16 protein-coding genes and 1 tRNA gene are annotated in these 17,451 nt (G+C 69.8%); 9 read left to right on the plus strand and 8 right to left on the minus strand.

What is annotated here, in order from left to right:
* Positions 1-9 precede the first annotated feature (9 nt).
* Both DFR74_RS12560 and DFR74_RS12565 read right to left on the minus strand, forming a co-directional pair.
* Positions 10-657 (minus strand): TetR/AcrR family transcriptional regulator, encoded by a 648-nt coding sequence (locus DFR74_RS12560; protein ID WP_067508134.1) that lies wholly within the window; start codon positions 655-657, stop codon positions 10-12.
* A 170-nt stretch (positions 658-827) separates the two neighbouring features.
* Positions 828-1,448, minus strand: coding sequence for a TetR/AcrR family transcriptional regulator (locus DFR74_RS12565; RefSeq protein WP_067508131.1), 621 nt, complete (start codon positions 1,446-1,448; stop codon positions 828-830).
* A gap of 804 nt (positions 1,449-2,252) precedes the next feature.
* Here DFR74_RS12565 and DFR74_RS12570 point away from each other — a divergent pair.
* The 6 genes from DFR74_RS12570 (at position 2,253) to DFR74_RS35335 (ending at position 7,321) form a co-directional block, all read left to right on the plus strand.
* A tRNA-Gln gene (locus DFR74_RS12570) sits at positions 2,253-2,323 on the plus strand.
* A gap of 83 nt (positions 2,324-2,406) precedes the next feature.
* A complete protein-coding gene (gene glmU / locus DFR74_RS12575; RefSeq protein ID WP_067508129.1) occupies positions 2,407-3,894 on the plus strand; it encodes a bifunctional UDP-N-acetylglucosamine diphosphorylase/glucosamine-1-phosphate N-acetyltransferase GlmU in 1,488 nt (495 codons plus the stop codon).
* On the plus strand, positions 3,894-4,874 hold the full coding sequence (locus tag DFR74_RS12580; protein WP_067508127.1) for a ribose-phosphate diphosphokinase: 981 nt from the start codon (positions 3,894-3,896) through the stop codon (positions 4,872-4,874). The genes glmU and DFR74_RS12580 overlap by 1 nt, the downstream gene beginning before the upstream one ends.
* Positions 4,875-5,118: 244 nt before the next feature.
* Complete coding sequence (locus tag DFR74_RS12585) at positions 5,119-5,928, plus strand: hypothetical protein (protein ID WP_067508125.1); 810 nt, start codon at positions 5,119-5,121, stop codon at positions 5,926-5,928.
* A 159-nt stretch (positions 5,929-6,087) separates the two neighbouring features.
* A complete protein-coding gene (locus tag DFR74_RS12590; protein ID WP_067508123.1) occupies positions 6,088-6,348 on the plus strand; it encodes a hypothetical protein in 261 nt (86 codons plus the stop codon).
* Between the two features lie 64 nt (positions 6,349-6,412).
* The gene (locus DFR74_RS35335; protein ID WP_147265787.1) at positions 6,413-7,321 is read left to right on the plus strand and encodes a hypothetical protein; all 909 of its coding nucleotides are present in this window, start codon (positions 6,413-6,415) and stop codon (positions 7,319-7,321) included.
* A 58-nt stretch (positions 7,322-7,379) separates the two neighbouring features.
* On the opposite strand, the gene egtD is transcribed toward DFR74_RS35335, so the two are convergent.
* The 4 genes from egtD to egtA form a co-directional block, all read right to left on the minus strand.
* Positions 7,380-8,351, minus strand: coding sequence for an L-histidine N(alpha)-methyltransferase (gene egtD, locus DFR74_RS12600; RefSeq protein WP_067508119.1), 972 nt, complete (start codon positions 8,349-8,351; stop codon positions 7,380-7,382).
* A 59-nt stretch (positions 8,352-8,410) separates the two neighbouring features.
* Positions 8,411-9,211, minus strand: coding sequence for an ergothioneine biosynthesis protein EgtC (egtC, locus tag DFR74_RS12605; RefSeq protein WP_067508117.1), 801 nt, complete (start codon positions 9,209-9,211; stop codon positions 8,411-8,413).
* A complete protein-coding gene (gene egtB / locus DFR74_RS12610; RefSeq protein WP_407675242.1) occupies positions 9,211-10,494 on the minus strand; it encodes an ergothioneine biosynthesis protein EgtB in 1,284 nt (427 codons plus the stop codon). Before egtB ends, egtC begins: the two co-directional genes overlap by 1 nt.
* A gap of 132 nt (positions 10,495-10,626) precedes the next feature.
* Positions 10,627-11,904, minus strand: a complete 1,278-nt coding sequence (egtA, locus tag DFR74_RS12615; RefSeq protein ID WP_113975081.1) for an ergothioneine biosynthesis glutamate--cysteine ligase EgtA — start codon at positions 11,902-11,904, stop codon at positions 10,627-10,629.
* Between the two features lie 212 nt (positions 11,905-12,116).
* On the opposite strand from egtA, the gene DFR74_RS12620 reads away from it, so the two are divergent.
* A complete protein-coding gene (locus DFR74_RS12620; protein ID WP_067513533.1) occupies positions 12,117-13,289 on the plus strand; it encodes an aminotransferase class V-fold PLP-dependent enzyme in 1,173 nt (390 codons plus the stop codon).
* Positions 13,290-14,207 (plus strand): ribonuclease Z, encoded by a 918-nt coding sequence (locus DFR74_RS12625; RefSeq protein WP_067513531.1) that lies wholly within the window; start codon positions 13,290-13,292, stop codon positions 14,205-14,207.
* A 4-nt stretch (positions 14,208-14,211) separates the two neighbouring features.
* Here DFR74_RS12625 and DFR74_RS12630 read toward each other — a convergent pair whose 3' ends face one another.
* Together DFR74_RS12630 and DFR74_RS12635 are read right to left on the minus strand one after the other, a co-directional pair.
* Complete coding sequence (locus DFR74_RS12630; RefSeq protein WP_067513529.1) at positions 14,212-14,448, minus strand: hypothetical protein; 237 nt, start codon at positions 14,446-14,448, stop codon at positions 14,212-14,214.
* A 72-nt stretch (positions 14,449-14,520) separates the two neighbouring features.
* Positions 14,521-15,378: a hypothetical protein gene (locus tag DFR74_RS12635; protein ID WP_067513527.1), complete on the minus strand. Its 858-nt coding sequence runs from the start codon at positions 15,376-15,378 to the stop codon at positions 14,521-14,523.
* Positions 15,379-15,804: 426 nt separating this feature from the next.
* On the opposite strand from DFR74_RS12635, the gene DFR74_RS12640 reads away from it, so the two are divergent.
* Positions 15,805-17,451 carry a fatty acyl-AMP ligase gene (locus DFR74_RS12640; RefSeq protein ID WP_067513525.1) on the plus strand — a complete coding sequence of 549 codons (1,647 nt, stop codon included), beginning with the start codon at positions 15,805-15,807 and terminating at the stop codon, positions 17,449-17,451.

The raw sequence follows: 17,451 nt of genomic DNA on the forward strand, positions 1-17,451 counted from the left end.
AGCGCAGCCCTAGGGCACGTAGCGGCGGAGGCGGCGGGCGGCGAATTCCCTGAAGTACGAGAGCTTTTCCGCCGGCACGATGGACGGCAGCAGGAAGTACCAGGCCCGCTCCATGCGGGTCGCCATCTGGTCGATCGACTCCGTGCCGATGGCCACGATGTGCACGCCCGCGGTGATCTCCTGCAGCAGCATGCCGATGACCTCGGGGTCGAGGTCGGGTTCGAGATCGCCTTGGGCGATGGCGCGTTCGGACAGGACGCGGTAGGTGTCGCCCCAGTTCTTGGTGATGTTGTCACCGGAAGCGCCGCGGTAGTCACCGATCTGGTGGGTGAGCTTGAGCATGGCGCCGACCATCGGGTCGTTCATCGACAGGTCCGCCACCACGTAGGTGATGCCGATGCACGCCTCCAGCGCGGGGACCCGGGAATCGAAGAAGCCCTGGCACGAACTGACCAGTCGCTCGTTGCCCTGATCGACGACGGCACGCGCCAGTTCTTCCTTCGACCCGAAGTGAAAGTACAAGGCGCCCTTGGTCACGTTGGACTGCGCGATGATCTCGCTGAGGCTCGCGTTCGCGTACCCCAACCGCAGAAAGACATCGGCCGCGCCGGCGAGTACGGAATCGCGAGTGATCTCCGCGCGCGCTTGCCTAGCCATCAGCTCCGCCTGTCATTCCTGAAACCAGCCATCCTGAAGTAGACCGACATCTCGAACCAAGACCGACATACCGCCCGAACAGCACCCAGAGGTTGGGAGCACCGTACCACCAGCGCGGTGCGCGACAGTCACTTCGCGCGTTCCCCCCGGACGCCGGCGCAATCGTCCCGCTAATCATCGCGGCGTTCGGCCGCCGGCCATTCCGAGTCCAGCCGCGGGTCCGCCTCGAGGTGACTCAACCCGTTCCAGCACAGGTTCACCAGGTGGGCGGCCACCACCTCTTTGGAGGGTTCCCGCACGTCCAGCCACCACGTCGCCGCGGTCGACACCATGCCGACCAGCGCCTGCGCGTACAGGGTGGCCAGCCCGGTATCCAGATCACGCCGCTCGAAATCGCCCGCCAGGATGTGCGCGACCTGGTTCACGGCCTCGTTGAGCAGGCTGGAGTAGCGGCCGTCGTCGGTGGTGGCGGCCTGATCGCGCACCAGGATCCGGAACCCGTCGGTGCGCTCCTCGATATAGGTGAGCAGCGCCAACGCCACCTGCTCCAACCGCACCCGCGACCGATTCTGCGTCAACGACGAAGTGATCATGTCCAACAGCATCGACATCTCGCGGTCCACCACCACCGCGTACAGGCCTTCTTTGCCCCCGAAATGCTCGTACACCACGGGTTTCGACACCTGCGCCCGCGCGGCGATCTCCTCGATCGAGGTCGCGTCGTACCCGCGCTCGGCGAACAGGGCACGCCCGATCTCGATAAGTTGCTGCCGCCGCTGCGTACCGGTCATCCGCGGCCGCACCACTCCTCCGCCTCTCCGCGATTTTTCGCCGGTTGTAGGTGCCTCGGACGTTCGGTCGCCGGGCCGGCGGTAGGTATCCGGTCGGGTTCTGGGCGTTCCCGGCGAGTTACCCATGTACGTACGAGATCACGTGGTTCTTGTGCACCGGCAACCATTGCTGGTTGTCATGGTCGCACGGTGGGCGTCGGGCCGACAGCCATGTACGGCAAGCCTTTTGGGCCTACCTGACGGACATCCCGATCCGCGCGAGGTCAGGTGGTGCGATACGCAGACTAGCAGCGGAGACTCGGGTGGGGGACAGCTGACCCAGTCAGTCCGCCCGCTCCGCCTCCCTCTTCCTCACCGCATCCCGCGTTATCCCCGGCATCCCGCGAGAACTCGCTGGACCTGGCGAGCACCTGGACAGCCCTTCGCCCCACGAAAACGACCTGCTCCCCTCGCCCGCGTGATCTCGCGAAGACACAGGTAAACCGCCAGGAACGCCCAACATTCACCCCCACAGAAACAGCTGACCCGGGCCGAAGCCAACCACCGCCCCGCCACCAAACCTCCACCCACCCCCTCCCACCGACCCCAAAGCACCCCGTGATCTCGCAACAACATGGGTAACTCACCAGGGAACGGGCTAACCCACCCCCTCCACGACTGGACACGGCAACCAAACCCCACCCGCACCTGACGCAGCCGCCTTGAACGCGGAGAGGCGGGTTAGCCCTTGGGTGGGGTTTTGTGCGAGGATTCTTCGCGTGCCGAGGCAGCAGCGGCGGGTCGTGAGGACCGCCGGTGTGACGGTCCGCCGTAGTGTAATGGCAGCACCTCTGATTTTGGTTCAGATAGTTCAGGTTCGAGTCCTGGCGGCGGAGCACACCGGCACGGTGACTATCGTTGGCCCCGCACATCGCGACCACGCACAGCCAGCACGATGACAGGCAGCCGAGGGAGATCCATGCCACAGCAGACCGCCGTCGTCGTTCTCGCCGCCGGAGCCGGGACGCGGATGCGGTCGAAGACTCCCAAAGTTCTGCATTCGCTGGCCGGCCGGAGCATGCTCGCCCACGCGCTGCATGCCGCCGACGAGATCGACCCCGCGCACCTCATCACGGTGGTGGGCCACGACAGAGAGCAGGTGGGTGGCGCGGTCGCCGCGGTCGCCGCCGAACTCGGGCGCGAGATCACGCCCGCGCTCCAGGAGGAGCAGTTGGGCACCGGGCATGCCGTCCAGTGCGCGCTGCGGGCGTTGCCGGAGGACTTCACCGGCGATCTGCTCGTCACCTCGGCGGACGTGCCGCTGCTGGACGGGCACACGCTGTCCGCGCTGCTCGACGAACATCGCAGCTACACGCCGCGCTCGGCGGTGACGGTGCTGACGTTCGTGCCCGACGACCCGAACGGCTACGGCCGCATCGTGCGCGACGCCGACGGCGGTGTCGTCGAGATCGTCGAGCACGCCGACGCCACCCCCCAGCAGGCCGCGATCACCGAGGTGAACTCGGGTGTGTACGCGTTCGACGCGGCGGTGCTGCGCACCATGATCGGGCGCCTGTCCACGGCGAACGCCCAGCACGAGCTGTATCTCACCGATGTGCTGCGGCTGGCGCGCGAGGCCGGGCATCCGGTGCACGGCGCGCGCCTGGTGGACGCGGCGAAGGTGACCGGCGTCAACGACCGCGTGCAGTTGTCGGAGGCGGCGCGCACCCTCAACCGCTACATCCTGGAACGCCACATGCGGGCCGGTGTGACGGTCGTCGATCCGGCGACCACCTGGGTGGACGCCTCGGTGAGCATCGGCAGGGACGCGGTGCTGCGCCCCGGCGTGCAGTTGCTGGGCGCGACCGTGATCGGCGAGGACGCCGAGGTCGGCCCCGACAGCACCCTCACCGACGTGGTGGTGGGCGACGGCGCGTCCGTCGTGCGCACCCACGGGGAAGGGGCCGCGATCGGGCCCGGCGCGACCATCGGGCCGTTCGCCTACCTGCGGCCGGGCACCGTGGTGGGCGATGCCGGCAAGCTCGGCGCGTTCGTGGAGACCAAGAACGCCACCATCGGCGCGCACTCGAAGGTGCCGCACCTCACCTACGTGGGGGACGCGACGATCGGTGAGCACAGCAACATCGGCGCGTCCAGTGTGTTCGTCAACTACGACGGGGTGCGCAAACATCACACGGTCGTCGGTTCGCATGTGCGGACGGGCAGCGACACCATGTTCGTCGCGCCGGTGACGGTGGGTGACGGCGCCTATACGGCGGCGGGTACTGTACTGCGCAGAAACGTTCCACCAGGGGCGCTCGCGGTGTCGGGTGGAGCACAGCGCAATATGGAGAACTGGGTGCAGCGGAACCGGCCCGGAACCGCTGCGGCGATCGCGGCGGCGGCAGCCCTCGCGGCCGAAGAGACGTCGGGTCAGGCAATCGAGCAAAAGGATGGCAAACAGTAGTGACCGCGTCATGGATCGAAAACCAGAAGAACCTGATGCTCTTCTCGGGACGCGCTCATCCTGAGCTGGCCGAACAGGTCGCCAAGGAACTCGACGTTCACGTCACCCCGCAGATCGCGCGCGATTTCGCCAACGGCGAGACGTTCGTGCGGTTCGAGGAGTCGGTGCGCGGGTCCGACGCCTTCGTGCTGCAGAGCTTCCCGGCTCCGGTGAACCAGCACATCATGGAACAGCTCATCATGATCGACGCGCTCAAGCGCGGTTCGGCCAAGCGGATCACCGCGGTGCTGCCGTTCTACCCCTACGGGCGCCAGGACAAGAAGCACCGCGGCCGCGAGCCCATCTCGGCCCGCCTGATCGCCGACATGCTCAAGACCGCGGGCGCCGACCGCATCATCACCGTCGACCTGCACACCGACCAGATCCAGGGCTTCTTCGACGGCCCGGTCGATCACATGCACGCGCTGTTCCAGCTCTCCGAGCACGTCCGCGCCAACTACAGCCTCGACAACATCACCGTGGTGTCCCCCGACGCGGGCCGCGTGAAGGTCGCCGAGAAGTGGGCCGACGCGCTGGACGGCGCCCCGGTGGCGTTCATCCACAAGACCCGGGACCCGCTGGTGCCCAACCAGGTCAAGTCGCACCGCCCCGTCGGTGACGTGGACGGCCGCACCTGCATCCTGATCGACGACATGATCGACACCGGCGGCACCATCGCCGAGGCCGTGCGCGTACTGCGCGAGGCGGGCGCGGGTGACGTCGTGATCGCCGCGACCCACGGCGTGCTGTCGGCGCCGGCCGCCGAGCGGCTCGCGGGCTGCGGCGCCCGCGAGGTGGTGGTCACCAACACGCTGCCGATCACCGAGGACAAGAAGTTCCCGCAGCTGACGGTGCTGTCCATCGCGCCGCTGCTGGCCCGCACCATCCGCGAGGTGTTCGAGAACGGTTCGGTCACCGGCCTTTTCAACGGCAACGCCTGATTCTCCGCGCCGCACCTCGGCGCTGGATTTCCGCACGGCCCCGGCTCGACGCCGGGGCCGTGCGTGTCGCCGGGGCCGTGCGTGTCGGCGAAGTCGTTCGCACCAGCGGCCGGTCGCCTCGAACGCCGGTCCCGCGGACGGCGGTGCGCGTCGAGATCGCGCCGGGGCCGACCCGCGAAGTGGTGTGCGGCCGGTGGCTCGTGATACGCATGTGGGGCAATCGCAGACTTCGGAGGGGACTCAGATGACGACGCCGCAGGAGCCGCGGCCGGGACTCGATCTCGGCAAGGGGGGCGCGCAGGACGATCGGCGTACCGCCGAAACCCAGGTGTACCAGCCGGGATCGTCGACGGGCCCGTCCGGTGCCGCGCCGGAGACGAAGGTCTACCAACCCGGCACCGCTCCCGAGACGCAGGTGTACCAGCCGGGTGCGATGCCGGAAATGCCCGGGCTGCAAGGGGGTTCGGTGTTGGAGCCGCCCGCCTACCAGTTCGGTGCGCCGTACGACGCGCCCGCGTACCCGTCCGATCCGATTCCGCAGCCGCCCGCCGCGCCGGGGTACCAGTCGGGGTCGTCGGCTCAGCCCGCCGCCTATCCGGAGGGTGGAGTGTACGGCTATCCGCCGGTCGGGGGGACGCCGCCGGCGGGGTATCCGCAGCAGGGTGGTTATCCCCAGCAGGCGGGGTATCCCGCGGCGGCGGGGTATCCGGCACAACCCGCCTATCCCGCGCAACCGGGCTACCCGCAGCAGGGCGCGTACCCTGCCTACCCGCAACAGCCCTATGGCTATCCCCCCACGCCCGGCGGTTACGGGTACCAACCCACGCCGACGCAGACGCTGTCCATCCTCAGCTTCGTCGGTGCGGGCTTCACGGTCCTGCTCGGACTGTGCGGCCTGGCGGCACTCATATTCGGTGTCACGAGCATCGTGCTCGCCGGCGTCGCCAAGAGCAAGGGCGAGCCGCTGGGAACCCGGGCGCTGATCGTGAGTACGAGCGCGTTCGGTGTCATGGTCGCGATCCAGATCGTGATCCAGGTCCTGATACGCGTCTAACGCTCGGCGTGGTCGCCCGCGACCAGCGATCTTGTCGCGAGCGACCCGGCTGTTCGCCGCTGACCCGCCTATCCAGCGGTGATACCCCGGTCCCAGCTATCCAGCTATTTTCCGGCGAGTCAGCAGCGACACGCGGGCCGCGCGACGATACTGGTCCCCATGAACCGTGAGCCACTCGATATGGACATGGGCGACGACGAGCAGGCCGACGAGATCCGCGAGTACGAGCGCTATGTGGAGGATCCGCCCGCCGACCTCACCATCCGCAACCGCGAGAACGAGGACGACGGACGCCTCGGCATCGGCGAGGAGCTCGATCAGGAGTGGACCCGGCGCGCCCAGCGCGCCGAGGACCTGGAGGCGGACGACCGGCCCGCCGAGGTGGCGGCCGTGGAGATCGTCGACGACTCCGACCTGTAGTGATTGACGCCCGCGACGAGTGGTACCCACGGTTCGGCGACCGAACTCGACAAGGAGGGCGCTGATGACCACCCCGAACGATCCCGGCGAGCCCGGCGAGAAGTCCGCCTCCGGCGACCGGCCACCGACCGGCGACCAGGAGTCCCCCTCGCTGCCCGAGCCCGGCGAGGCACCGGGGACAGGGTGGGCGACGCCCGCCGCATCGCCGGCGTGGGAGCCACCCGGATCCGACACATCAGGGGATACACCCTTCGGTGTGGGTGCGGGGGATGCGGGGGCGGCGACGCCGGGTTCCGGCACCCCCGGCGGCGCGGACCTGGGTAAAGCACCCTATGGAGCCAGCGGTAAAACGGGCACACCCAGTGGCACCCCGTCCAGCGGGGACCCGAGCCAGACGCCCTACGGCTCGGGACCTCCCGGCGCGACACCGCCAGGGTCCGAGACTCCCGGTGGCACCCCGTACGGGACGGATGCGGGCCAGACGCCCTACGGGTCGGGACCTCCCGGCGCCACGCCGCCCGGTCAAGGTGGCTGGGGCCAACCGGAATCCCCCGCCTACGGGCAGGCGCCGTACGGTTCGGGCCCGAGCGCGTACCCCGACCAGCCGGATTATCCGTCCGGGCAGCAGTACCCGTCTGATGATCAGCGCTCGTTGAGCGGGCAGAGCTACACCCCGCAGCAGCCGGGCGGATACCCGTCCTACCCGCAGGGTTACCAGCCCTACGACCAGGGCCAACCGGCCAAGCCCGGGACGCAGACGTTCTCCATCATCGGATTCGTCTGCGCCGCACTGGCTCTGGTGATCTGCCCGATCATCTTCGGACCCGCGGGCATCATCCTCGGCCTCATCGGCCACAGCAAGGGTGAACCGCTCGGCCGCTGGGCCGCCATCGCCGCGGGCGTCGCCATGCTCCTGGGCTTCGTGATCGGCTTCGCTGTCCTCAACACCGACATAGTCCCCGATCAGAGCTGACCGCGAGCCGGGCCCGATCCTTCGATCGAGCCCAGCTTTCGCCTGTCCGGGACCCCTCTCACACCCGGGTGGCGAGCAGCAGGGCGAAGCGGTCGGCGGGGTCGGTCCAGATGTGTTCGGTGCGCAAGCCCGCGGCGGCGAGTTCGGCGGTGAGGGTGCCGGGGCGGAACTTGGCCGAGATCTCGGTGCGGAGCTGTTCGCCGCGGGCGAACTGGACCGTGAGGTCGAGGTCGGTGAGGGTGACGGTCATGTCCTCGGTGGCCGCCAGGCGCATCTCGATCCACTCGCGTTCGTCGTCCCACAGCGCGATGTGCTCGAACTTCTCCGGGGTGAAGTTCGCGCCGAGGCGGTTGTTCAGCACGTACAGCACGTTGCGGTTGAATTCGGCGGTGACGCCCGCCGCGTCGTCGTAGGCGGGCACGAGGACGGCCGGGTCGATCACCAGGCCCGCGCCGAGCAGCAGGTGCTCGCCGGGTTCGAGCACGTCGTGGATGCCGCCGAGGAATTCGGCGCGTTCGGAGGGCACCAGATTGCCGAGGGTGCCGCCCAGGAAGGCGATCATGCGCCGCCCACCGCGCGGCAGGTTGTGCAGGGTGTCGGTGAAGTCGCTGACCACGCCGTGCACGGCCAGGCCCGGGAACTCCACGGCCACCCGCTCGGCCGACTCGCGCAGCGCCGCCTCCGAGACATCCTGGGGTACATAGGTTTTCAACGGCCCCTCGGCGGTGAGCGCCGACAGCAGCAGCCTGGTCTTGGCGGCCGAGCCCGCGCCCAGCTCGATCAGCGCCTCGGCGCCCGCCAGTCGCGCGATCTCCCCCGCCACGCGCTCCAGCAGGGCGCGCTCGGTACGGGTGGGGTAGTACTCGGGCAGCGCGGTGATCCGCTCGAAGAGTTCGCTGCCGCGCGCGTCGTAGAACCATTTGGGCGGCAACCACTTCGGGTCGGCGGTCAACCCGAGGCGGGCGTCCGCGCGCAGTGCCGCGGTGAGATCGGCGTCGGAGAGGTGGACTTCCAGCGTCGGTGCGGTCATGGCGGTGAGCCCTTTCGGTGTGGCTGAGTGGTGCGGATCGTGCTGCGGCGGTGCGCGTCTCAGGTGGGCGTGAGCTCGTCAACGGAGAGCTCGCCCGGTCGCGCGACCACCAGCTTCCGGTCGGCGACGGGTTGCCAGCGCGGGTCGTCGTCGTACGGCTCGGAGGCGAGGACGGCCGCGTCCTCGGTGACCAGCGCCGACAGCCCGTGGTGCACGGAGACGGCGAGGAGTTGTTCGCCGTCACCGAGCAGCAGGGTGAGCCGGGCCTCGGGCGCGTGCCGCAACACCGCCTCGGCCACCAACCGCAGTGCGGTGGCGGGCGATTCCCCGTATCCGCCCGATTCGGCGGAGGCGATCAAGTCGCTCAGCAGCACCCACAGCACCGCCGAATCGGTGAGCGCCTCCGCCTCGAGCAGCCGCGCGGTTTCGAACAGCCGGGTGGCACCGGCCCGGGTCGCTTCCACGTCCAGATCCGACGAAACGGCGGTGAGCACCTCCCGCCAGCGCGGCACGACACCGTTGTGGCTGAACGCCCACCGCCCGGCGGTGAACGGCGCGCAGGCCGACCGCTCCACCGGCATCCCGACCGTGGCCGACCGCACCGACCCGAGCACCGCGCCGGAGGTGAGCTGCGGCAGCACGTCGGTGACAGCCGGGTCGGTCCAGATCGGCGCCGGGTTGCGGTAGCGGCGCACGGCGCCCTCCTGCCACCACGCGACGCCGAACCCGTCGGCGTTGATGGTGCCGCCGCCGCGCATATCGCGCGGGGCCCACGACTGATGATGCAGCGAATGCGTTCCGCGCGTGAGGATTTCCCCGACACCGACGGACGGACCGACGTACCCCAGGTGACGGCACATCAGCGCTCGTCCCGCCGCAGGTCGCGGGCCAGCCGGAAGCCGGCGAAGATCTGGCGGCGGATCGGATGGTCCCAGTTGCGGAACGTGCCCCGGCACGCCACCGAGTCGGTGCCGAACGAACCGCCGCGCAGCACACGGTAGTCGCCGCCGAAGAACACGTCGGAGTATTCCTGGTACGGGAACGCCCGAAACCCCGGATAGGGCTCGAAACCCGAAGCGGTCCACTCCCATACGTCACCGATGAGCTGATGCACACCCGAAGGCGACGCACCCGCCGGATAGGCGCCCACATCGGCGGGCTCGAGGTGGCGCTGCCCGAGATTCGCCGTGGTGGAATCGGGTTCGGCATCGCCCCACGGATACCGGCGATCGGTCCCGGTCGCGGGGTCGTGCCGCGCGGCCTTCTCCCATTCGGCCTCGGTGGGCAACCGCTTGCCCGCCCAGGTGGCGTACGCCTCGGCCTCGAACCAGCACACGTGCACCACCGGCTGGTGCGGGCGCAGCGGCGTCATCACGCCGAACACCCGCCGCCACCAGGCGCCCGACGGGTCGCGCTCCCAGAACTGCGGCGCGGTGAGCCCGGCCTCCATCCGGTGCGCCCACCCCCGCTCCGACCACAGCTCCGGCCGGTCGTAGCCGCCATCGGCGACGAAGGCGAGGTACTGCTCGTTGGTCACGGGTGCGGCGTCGATCGCGAAACCCGGCACGTGCACGCGGTGCGCGGGGCGTTCGTTGTCCAGCGCCCACGGGTCGGTGGAGGCGCCCATCGTGAACTCCCCGGCCGGGATCACCACCTCGCCGGTCACCGGTGCCACGGCGGCGGGCGCCCCCGGCGCACTCAACACCGCCGCGCCGGAACGCAATTGGTGGGTGGCCAGCATCGTCTCGTCGTGCTGCTGTTCGTGCTGGGCGATCATGCCGAACGCGAAACCGCCGTCCACCAAGGGATCTCCGCGCAGATCGCTGCGCGCGAGCACGTCGAACACCTTGTCGCGCACGGTGCCCACGTAGTCGCGGGCCTGCGCCGGGTCGAGCAGCGGCAGTTCGGGACGGTCGGCCCTGCGGTGTTTGAACGCGTCGTAGAGCTCGTCGATATCGGCGCGGACCGGCTCGCGGCCGCCCACATCGCGCACCAGCCACAGCTCCTCCTGGTTGCCGATGTGCGCGAGGTCCCACACCAGCGGGCTCATGAGGCGGGAGTGCTGGGCGACGAGTTCGGCCTCGTCCACCACGTCGGTGAGGCCGAGGGTGCGGGTGCGGGCGGTGACGAGCGCCGCGGCGATGCGGTCGCGGAGGCGTTCGGTGTCGGAGTGGTCGGACGGTGCGGAAAAGGTGGTCACGGTACTGCTCTCCGGATTCGAGATGGGGTGCCGACGAACGATGCTGGGCGCGAGTATGTTTCGCGGTGCCCGGGGTCAGGGACCGGCCGCGACGCCGTCGGGCGTGTGCCCGCGGCGACATCGGTGCGCGGCGGCGTCGAGTTCGGCCCGCGCGGCCCGGGTGGGTGCGTGGGCGGCGGCGAGGGCGAGCACGTCGGCGGCCAGGGCGCGGATCTGCGGATCGGCCAGGCCGTGGCGCGCCGCGTCCAGCCAGGCGTCGGCCAGCGGCTCCGCCAGCTCCGCCGCCTCCGCCGCCACGGCGGGCGCGCCGAGCAGTGCGTCGACGGCATGGATGGGTGCCGTCCAGGCGCCCTCCGGCTGCGCGTCGAGGTAGCGGATCTCCAAGTGACCCGACGCGCGGACGGGCGGGAACAGCGTGGTCAGGTGGTAGTCGAGATCGTCGCGGCTCGGGCGGCGGCCGATCTCGTCGTCGAGCGCGCCCGAGAGCCAGTCGGCGAACGTCGCGCCCGGCGGGGCGCACCAGTCGGCGCCGTTCGCGCCGCACGGGCCGCGCACGCACAGCAGCGGCACGTCCAGCGCCCAGCGGCTGTAGGCGGCGACCGGGTCGGACCAGTCGGCGACGGGCGGGCGGGTGCGGGTGCCGTCGAGCCGCAGCCAGGTGCGCATCCGCTGCGAGGCCCACATACCCGCCGGTGCGCCCCGCAGCCCGGGTGAGCGGGCGAACGCCGCGATCAGCGCCGGGCCCACGGCGTGGACGGTGCGCCAGCGGGCGGTGACCTCGGCGCGGTCGGCGCCGGCGTCCACGCTGACCTGGGTGGCCGCGGTGTTGCACATCATCAGCCTGCCGAACGGGCCGATGCCGTCGAACACACGCTCCATGGCGTGATAGCGGGGGGAGGCGAGCACCCGTTCGGGGAGGCGGTGGGCGTCGGCGGCTTCCGGGACGATGCGGATGCGCTGGGTGGCGAGCAGCGCGCGAAGGGTGCGGATATCGGAGTCCAAGCGCGCGCACAGTTCCGCGGCGGTGCGGAAAGGGGCGCTGGAGAGTTCGATCTGACCACCGGGTTCGACGGTGATCCGGCTGCCACCGGGCAGCGGTAGCGCGGGCGAATCGGGGGCGACGGAAGGGGGAGCGTGCGGGCCGAGGGCGGCGGCGAAAGCGGACGAGGGCGGGCGGGGCGCCGGACACTCACCGTGCTCGGTGAGCCATTCGAGTTCGGCGCCGAGGAGCCCCGGTGGACCGAGCTTGAAACACACCCCGCCGACGTAGGCCTCGGCCACGGCGCGCGAGGTGAGATCACCCGGCGCGCGGGCCGGGCTGGTCGATTCCGGATGTTCGAGAGTGACCGCCATGCCAACCTCCACCTGGTTCGTGCACGGCGCCGGACCAGGTGTCCGGACGCCCGATCGTCGCTGTCGTCATCGGTCCCGCGAGCGGCCACGCGGGGTGGCCTCGTGTCGACCAGGGTAGCGAGAACGACCGACAGAAATCCGGCGAGAACGTGAATAATCGGCCTGACCTGCGGGTCCGTCACGGGGATTCGCGGGCGGCTAAGGTCGTCGGCATGCTGGACGACACACGCGTACGCGACGACACCCCCGGCGTCGGATCGGGCCTGGTCTTCCTCGACAGCGCGGGCTCCTCGCTGCCGCCCCGCGTCGTCGTCGACACCGTCGTCGGGCACCTGCGGCGCGAGGCCGAGATCGGCGGCTACCGTGCCGCGAACGAACGGCTCGCCGACCTCGACGGCGTGAAGACCGCGATCGCCGCACTGATCGGGGCCGAGCCCGCGTCGATCGCGCTGAGCGACAGCGCGACCCGTGCCTGGGCGGACTTCTTCTACTCGGTGCACCTCGGCCCCGGCGACCGGGTGCTCATCTCCGGCTCCGACTACGCCAGCAATGCCATCGCCGCGCTCCAGCGGGCGCGCGCGTCCGGCGCGACCGTCGAGCGAATTCCCAGCGACAGCACCGGCCAGCTGGACCTGGACGCCCTGGCGGACCTGGTGGACGAGCGCGTCAAGGTGGTGTCGCTGCTGCACGCGCCCACCAACGGCGGGCTGGTGAATCCGGCGGCCGAGGCGACCCGGATCGCGCACTCGGTGGGCGCGCTGGTGCTGCTCGACGCCTGCCAGTCGGCGGGGCAGATCCCGCTCGACGTGACCGAGCTGGACGTGGACGCGCTGTCGGTGACCGGGCGCAAATGGTTGCGCGGGCCGCGCGGCACCGGCTTCCTGTACGTGCGTCCCGAACTCGCCGCCACCATGGAGCCGGGGCGGCTCGATCTGCACTCGGCGAGCTGGACCGGGCCCGACAGCTACGAACTGGCGCCCGACGCGTCGCGCTTCGAGTTCTGGGAGTGCGACGTGGCGGGCCGGCTCGGGCTCGGGGCCGCCGTGCGCTACCTGCTCGAGCTCGGCCCGGACGCCGTGTACGACGCGATCGGGGCGCGCGCCGAATACCTGCGCAAGGCGCTGCCGGAGATCTCCGGGGTCACCGTGCGCGATCTCGGGGTGCGGCGCAGCGGGATCGTGTCGTTCACCGTCGACGGGGTGGCGGCCACCGAGGTGCGCGACCGGCTCGCCGCCGAGAACATCACGGTGACAGTGAGTTTCGCGCGGTCGACGCTGCTGGATATGACCGGGCGCGGGCTCGACGCCGTGGTGCGGGCGTCACCACACTGCTTCGTGAGCTTCGACGAGCTGGATCGCTTCGTGGCCGCCGTCGCGGCGCTGTAGGTGTCGCAGCGCGAACTGGTGGTGCTGGGGACCGCCAGCCAGGTGCCGACGAAACAGCGCAACCACAACGGGTATTTGCTGCGCTGGGGCGCGGAGGGGGTGCTGTTCGATCCCGGCGAGGGGACGCAGCGGCAGATGGCGTTCGCCGGGTTGGCGGCCGGGGACATCACGCGGATCGCGATCACCCATTTCCACGGCGACCACTGCCTCGGGCTGCCCGGGATCGTGCAGCGGATCAATCTGGACCGGGTGGCGCATCCCGTCGACGCGTACTATCCCGCTTCGGGCGCAGTGTATTTCGAGCGGTTGTGCCATGCGACGGCGTTCTATCGGACCGTGGAGTTGCGGGAGCATCCGATCGCGGCGGCGGGGCCGCTGGACGCGCCGGGCGCGCCGTTCGGGCTCGAGGCGGTGGGGTTGTCGCATCCGGTGGAGTCGTTCGGCTACCGGCTGACCGAGCCCGACGGGCGGCGGATGCTGCCGGATCTGTTGCGCGCCAAGGGGATTTCCGGGCCGGACGTGGGCAGGTTACAGCGCGAGGGTGCGCTGGAAGTGGACGGCGTGCGAATCGCGCTGGACGAGGTCAGCGCACCGCGCCCCGGCCAGAGTTTCGCGTTCGTCATGGATACCCGCCTGTGCGAGGGCGTCCACGAATTGGCTTCCGGCGTAGACGTTCTCGTCATCGAGGCGACGTTCCTCGACGAGGAGGCCCACCTGGCCGAGGAGTACGGTCACCTCACCGCGGGCCAAGCCGCGCGCGCCGCCCGGGACGCGGGCGCCCACACCCTCGTCCTCACCCACTTCTCCCAGCGCTACCGCACCCTCGACGCCCATCGCGCCGAAGCCGAACGCTACTTCCCCGGCCCCCTGATCATCGCCGAAGACCTCACCCGCATCCCCTTCCCAGCCCGCGGATAGGTATTCAGACGAACAGATCGTCCATACTCTCGGCGGTGGCGGCCCGGTCGATCCACCGCCCGAGCTGCTCGAGATCCTCGCAACCCTCGATCCGGCCGCGCACATCGTCGGGCACGACGATCCGCCGAGCCGCCAACACCCGCAACAGCGCGTCGGCCTCACCGGCGACTCGCCCCTTCGAGAGGTGAGTCTTGGCAAAATTGCTCTGGGGTTCGAAGTTCTTCAGCACATCGGCGTTCATCAGCGACTCCCATACGGATCGGACTGCCTCCGGCAGCCGTGAGAAGACGAAGCATTCACCGCCATGCCGTCGTCAGATGAACAGATCGTCCACGCTCTCGGCGGTGGCGGCCCGGTCGATCCACCGCCCGAGCTGCTCGAGATCCTCGCAACCCTCGATCCGGCCGCGCACATCGTCGGGCACGACGATCCGCCGAGCCGCCAACACCCGCAACAGCGCGTCGGCCTCACCGGCGACTCGCCACTTCTTGGCAAAATTGCTCTGGGGTTCGAAGTTCTTCAGCACATCGGCGTTCATCAGCGACTCCCATACGGATCGGACTGCCTCCGGCAGCCGTGAGAAGACGAATTCATAGTATCGCGAGCCCCGGTCCGTCTCGATCTTGCCGAGGGCGGCCATGAGGGCCTCGAAGGTGGCGCGCGGGTCCGGGTAGTCGGGATGGGCGACGACCGACAGGACCGTCAGTTCCGGCAGTCGCACCGCGACCTCGGGATCCGTGATCAACGGCACCCCGCGCGGGTCCAGGACCAGGGAGCGCAGCAGCGCGGGCGGGCTGCCATAGCCGAAATCGACCGGTTCGGCGGCCCAATCAGCAGTGCGCTTGTCGGGGCACAGCACGAGCAACACGGTGGGGCATCGTAGCCGGGCGCGCAGCGTGGCCGCGTACACCGGCCACGTCCATGGCTTGTCGGGGTCCGGGCGGAGTTGGACCTCGACCACCACCGCGAACACCGGGCGATCAGCGGCGCGCAACACGACAACGGAGTCGGCGTGGAACTCCGTGACCGCCAGCGCCGGGGTTTCCTCCGAATGACTTTCCGCTCGATCGAACTTCGGCAGCGGACAACCGAGCGCGTCCAGCAACGGCGCGACGAGCCGCGGCTGGCTTCGAAACAGATCGACGATCATTTCGTGCGGAATTGAGGGCATGGCGAGCAAGCTAGCGCATCACACCGCCTCGAACAAATGCCGAAATCCGTTCGCATTCAGCAATTTTCAGCATTTCTCCGATGACATCACCAATGGTTCGATCGTTACTGATGAGGCGGTGACTATGATGGGGCCAGAGGGGTAACGCGACCCCAATATGCACCTCGCGAGCACCGAATTGGCGGGACTATCGCAACCGAATCGGCGCATTGCGGACGACTATCGTGGCGAGGCCCCGCAACGCGCTTCGGCCGGTTCACCGGGGAGTCAGGTGCGGCATCAGGGAAGGTTTCGCGGGGTGCTCGACCGGGTCCGGGGGCGGGAGAATCCACGTTGTGGCGGAAAAGGGGTTAACGCGGGCGGGGTGGGGCGGGATAGTGGGGAGAGGCCGGGTGGTCGGCCCGGCTGGTAGCTAGGAGTTCGGTTGTGAGCAAGTTCACCGACGAGATGTTTGCGACGGCGCTGTCCTCGGAGCGCGGGTTGATCACCGGGGAGCCCAGCGCGCCGCTGCGGCAGACGTGGGGCGAGATACATCGGATCGCGCGGCGCATGGCGGGTGGGCTCGCGGGGGCGGGGATCGGGCACGGGGACGCGGTCGGCGTGCTGGCCGGGATGCCGGTCGACATCGCGCCGGCCTGTCAGGCGGTGTGGATGCGGGGCGCGTCGGTCACGATGCTGCACCAGCCCACCCCGCGCACCGATCTGGCGGTCTGGGCGCGCGACACCGAGACCGTGCTCGGCATGATCGAGGCGCGCGCGGTGATCCTCGGCGCGCCGTTCGACGCCGCCGAACCCCTGCTGCGCGAGCGCGGCATCACCGTGGTGCGCATCGACCAGCTCCCCGACGGCCCCGATATCGATCCGGTGCCGACCACCGAATCCGATATCGCCCTGCAACAGCTGACGTCGGGTTCCACCGGATCACCGAAGGCCGTCCGCATCACGCACGGCAATTTCTACGTCAATGCCTACGCGATGTTCAACCGCGTGAAATTCCAGCTCGACGCCGACGTGATGGTGAGCTGGCTGCCCCTCTTCCACGATATGGGCATGGTCGGATTCCTCAGCGTCCCCATGCAATTCGGCGCGGAAGTGGTGTGCGTGACGCCGATGGACTTCCTCGCCCGCCCGCTGCTGTGGGCCGAATTGATCGGCAAGTACCGCGGAACCGTCACGGCGGCACCGAACTTCGCCTATTCCCTGCTGGCCCGCAAACTGCGCCTGGCGCCCGACGGCGCGCTCGACCTGAGCAGCGTCCGCTACATGTGGAACGGCGCCGAACCGGTCGATCCGGAGACCATGATCGCCATGGCCGAGGCCGGAAAACGCTTCGGCCTCAACCCGATGGCGCTCACCCCCGTCTACGGCATGGCCGAGACCACGCTGGCGGTCTCGGTCCCCGACGCCGGTCACGGCCAGGTGCTCGACCTGGTGGACGCCGACCTGCTGGAATCCCTCGGCAAGGCGGTGCCGGTGCCGCGCCACCACGCGGGCCTGGCCACGGTGCGCGCGCTGCCGACGCTGGGCTACCTGGTGGACGATCTGGAGGGCCGGATCGTCGACGACGACCGCAACCCGCTGCCGGTCCGCTCGGTGGGCGTCATCGAATTGCGCGGCCCCGCCGTGACTTCCGGCTACGTGACGGTGGACGGCTTCCGCCCGGCGCAGGACGAGGACGGCTGGCTCGACACCGGCGACATCGGCTACTTCACCGAGGAGGGCTTGGTGGTGGTGTGCGGCCGGGTGAAAGACGTGATCATCGTCGGCGGCCGCAACCTCTTCCCCACCGATATCGAACGCGCCGCCCTCCAAGTGCGCGGCGTGCGGCCGGGCAACGCGGTCGCGGTGCGCCTGGACGCGGGTGAGAAGCGGGAGAGTTTCGCGGTGGTGGTGGAGTCCAACGACTTCCAGGATCCCGACGAGGTCAAGCGCATCGAACGCGAGATCGTGCACGCGGTGGTGTCCGAGCTCGGGGCCCGCCCCCGCACGGTGACGGTCCTGGGTCCCGGCGCACTGCCGAAGACATCGTCGGGCAAGCTGCGCCGCGCCGCCACCGCTGTGCACTTGCGCTGA

The sequence above is a fragment of the Nocardia puris genome (assembly GCF_003315035.1).
GTDB lineage: Bacteria > Actinomycetota > Actinomycetes > Mycobacteriales > Mycobacteriaceae > Nocardia > Nocardia puris.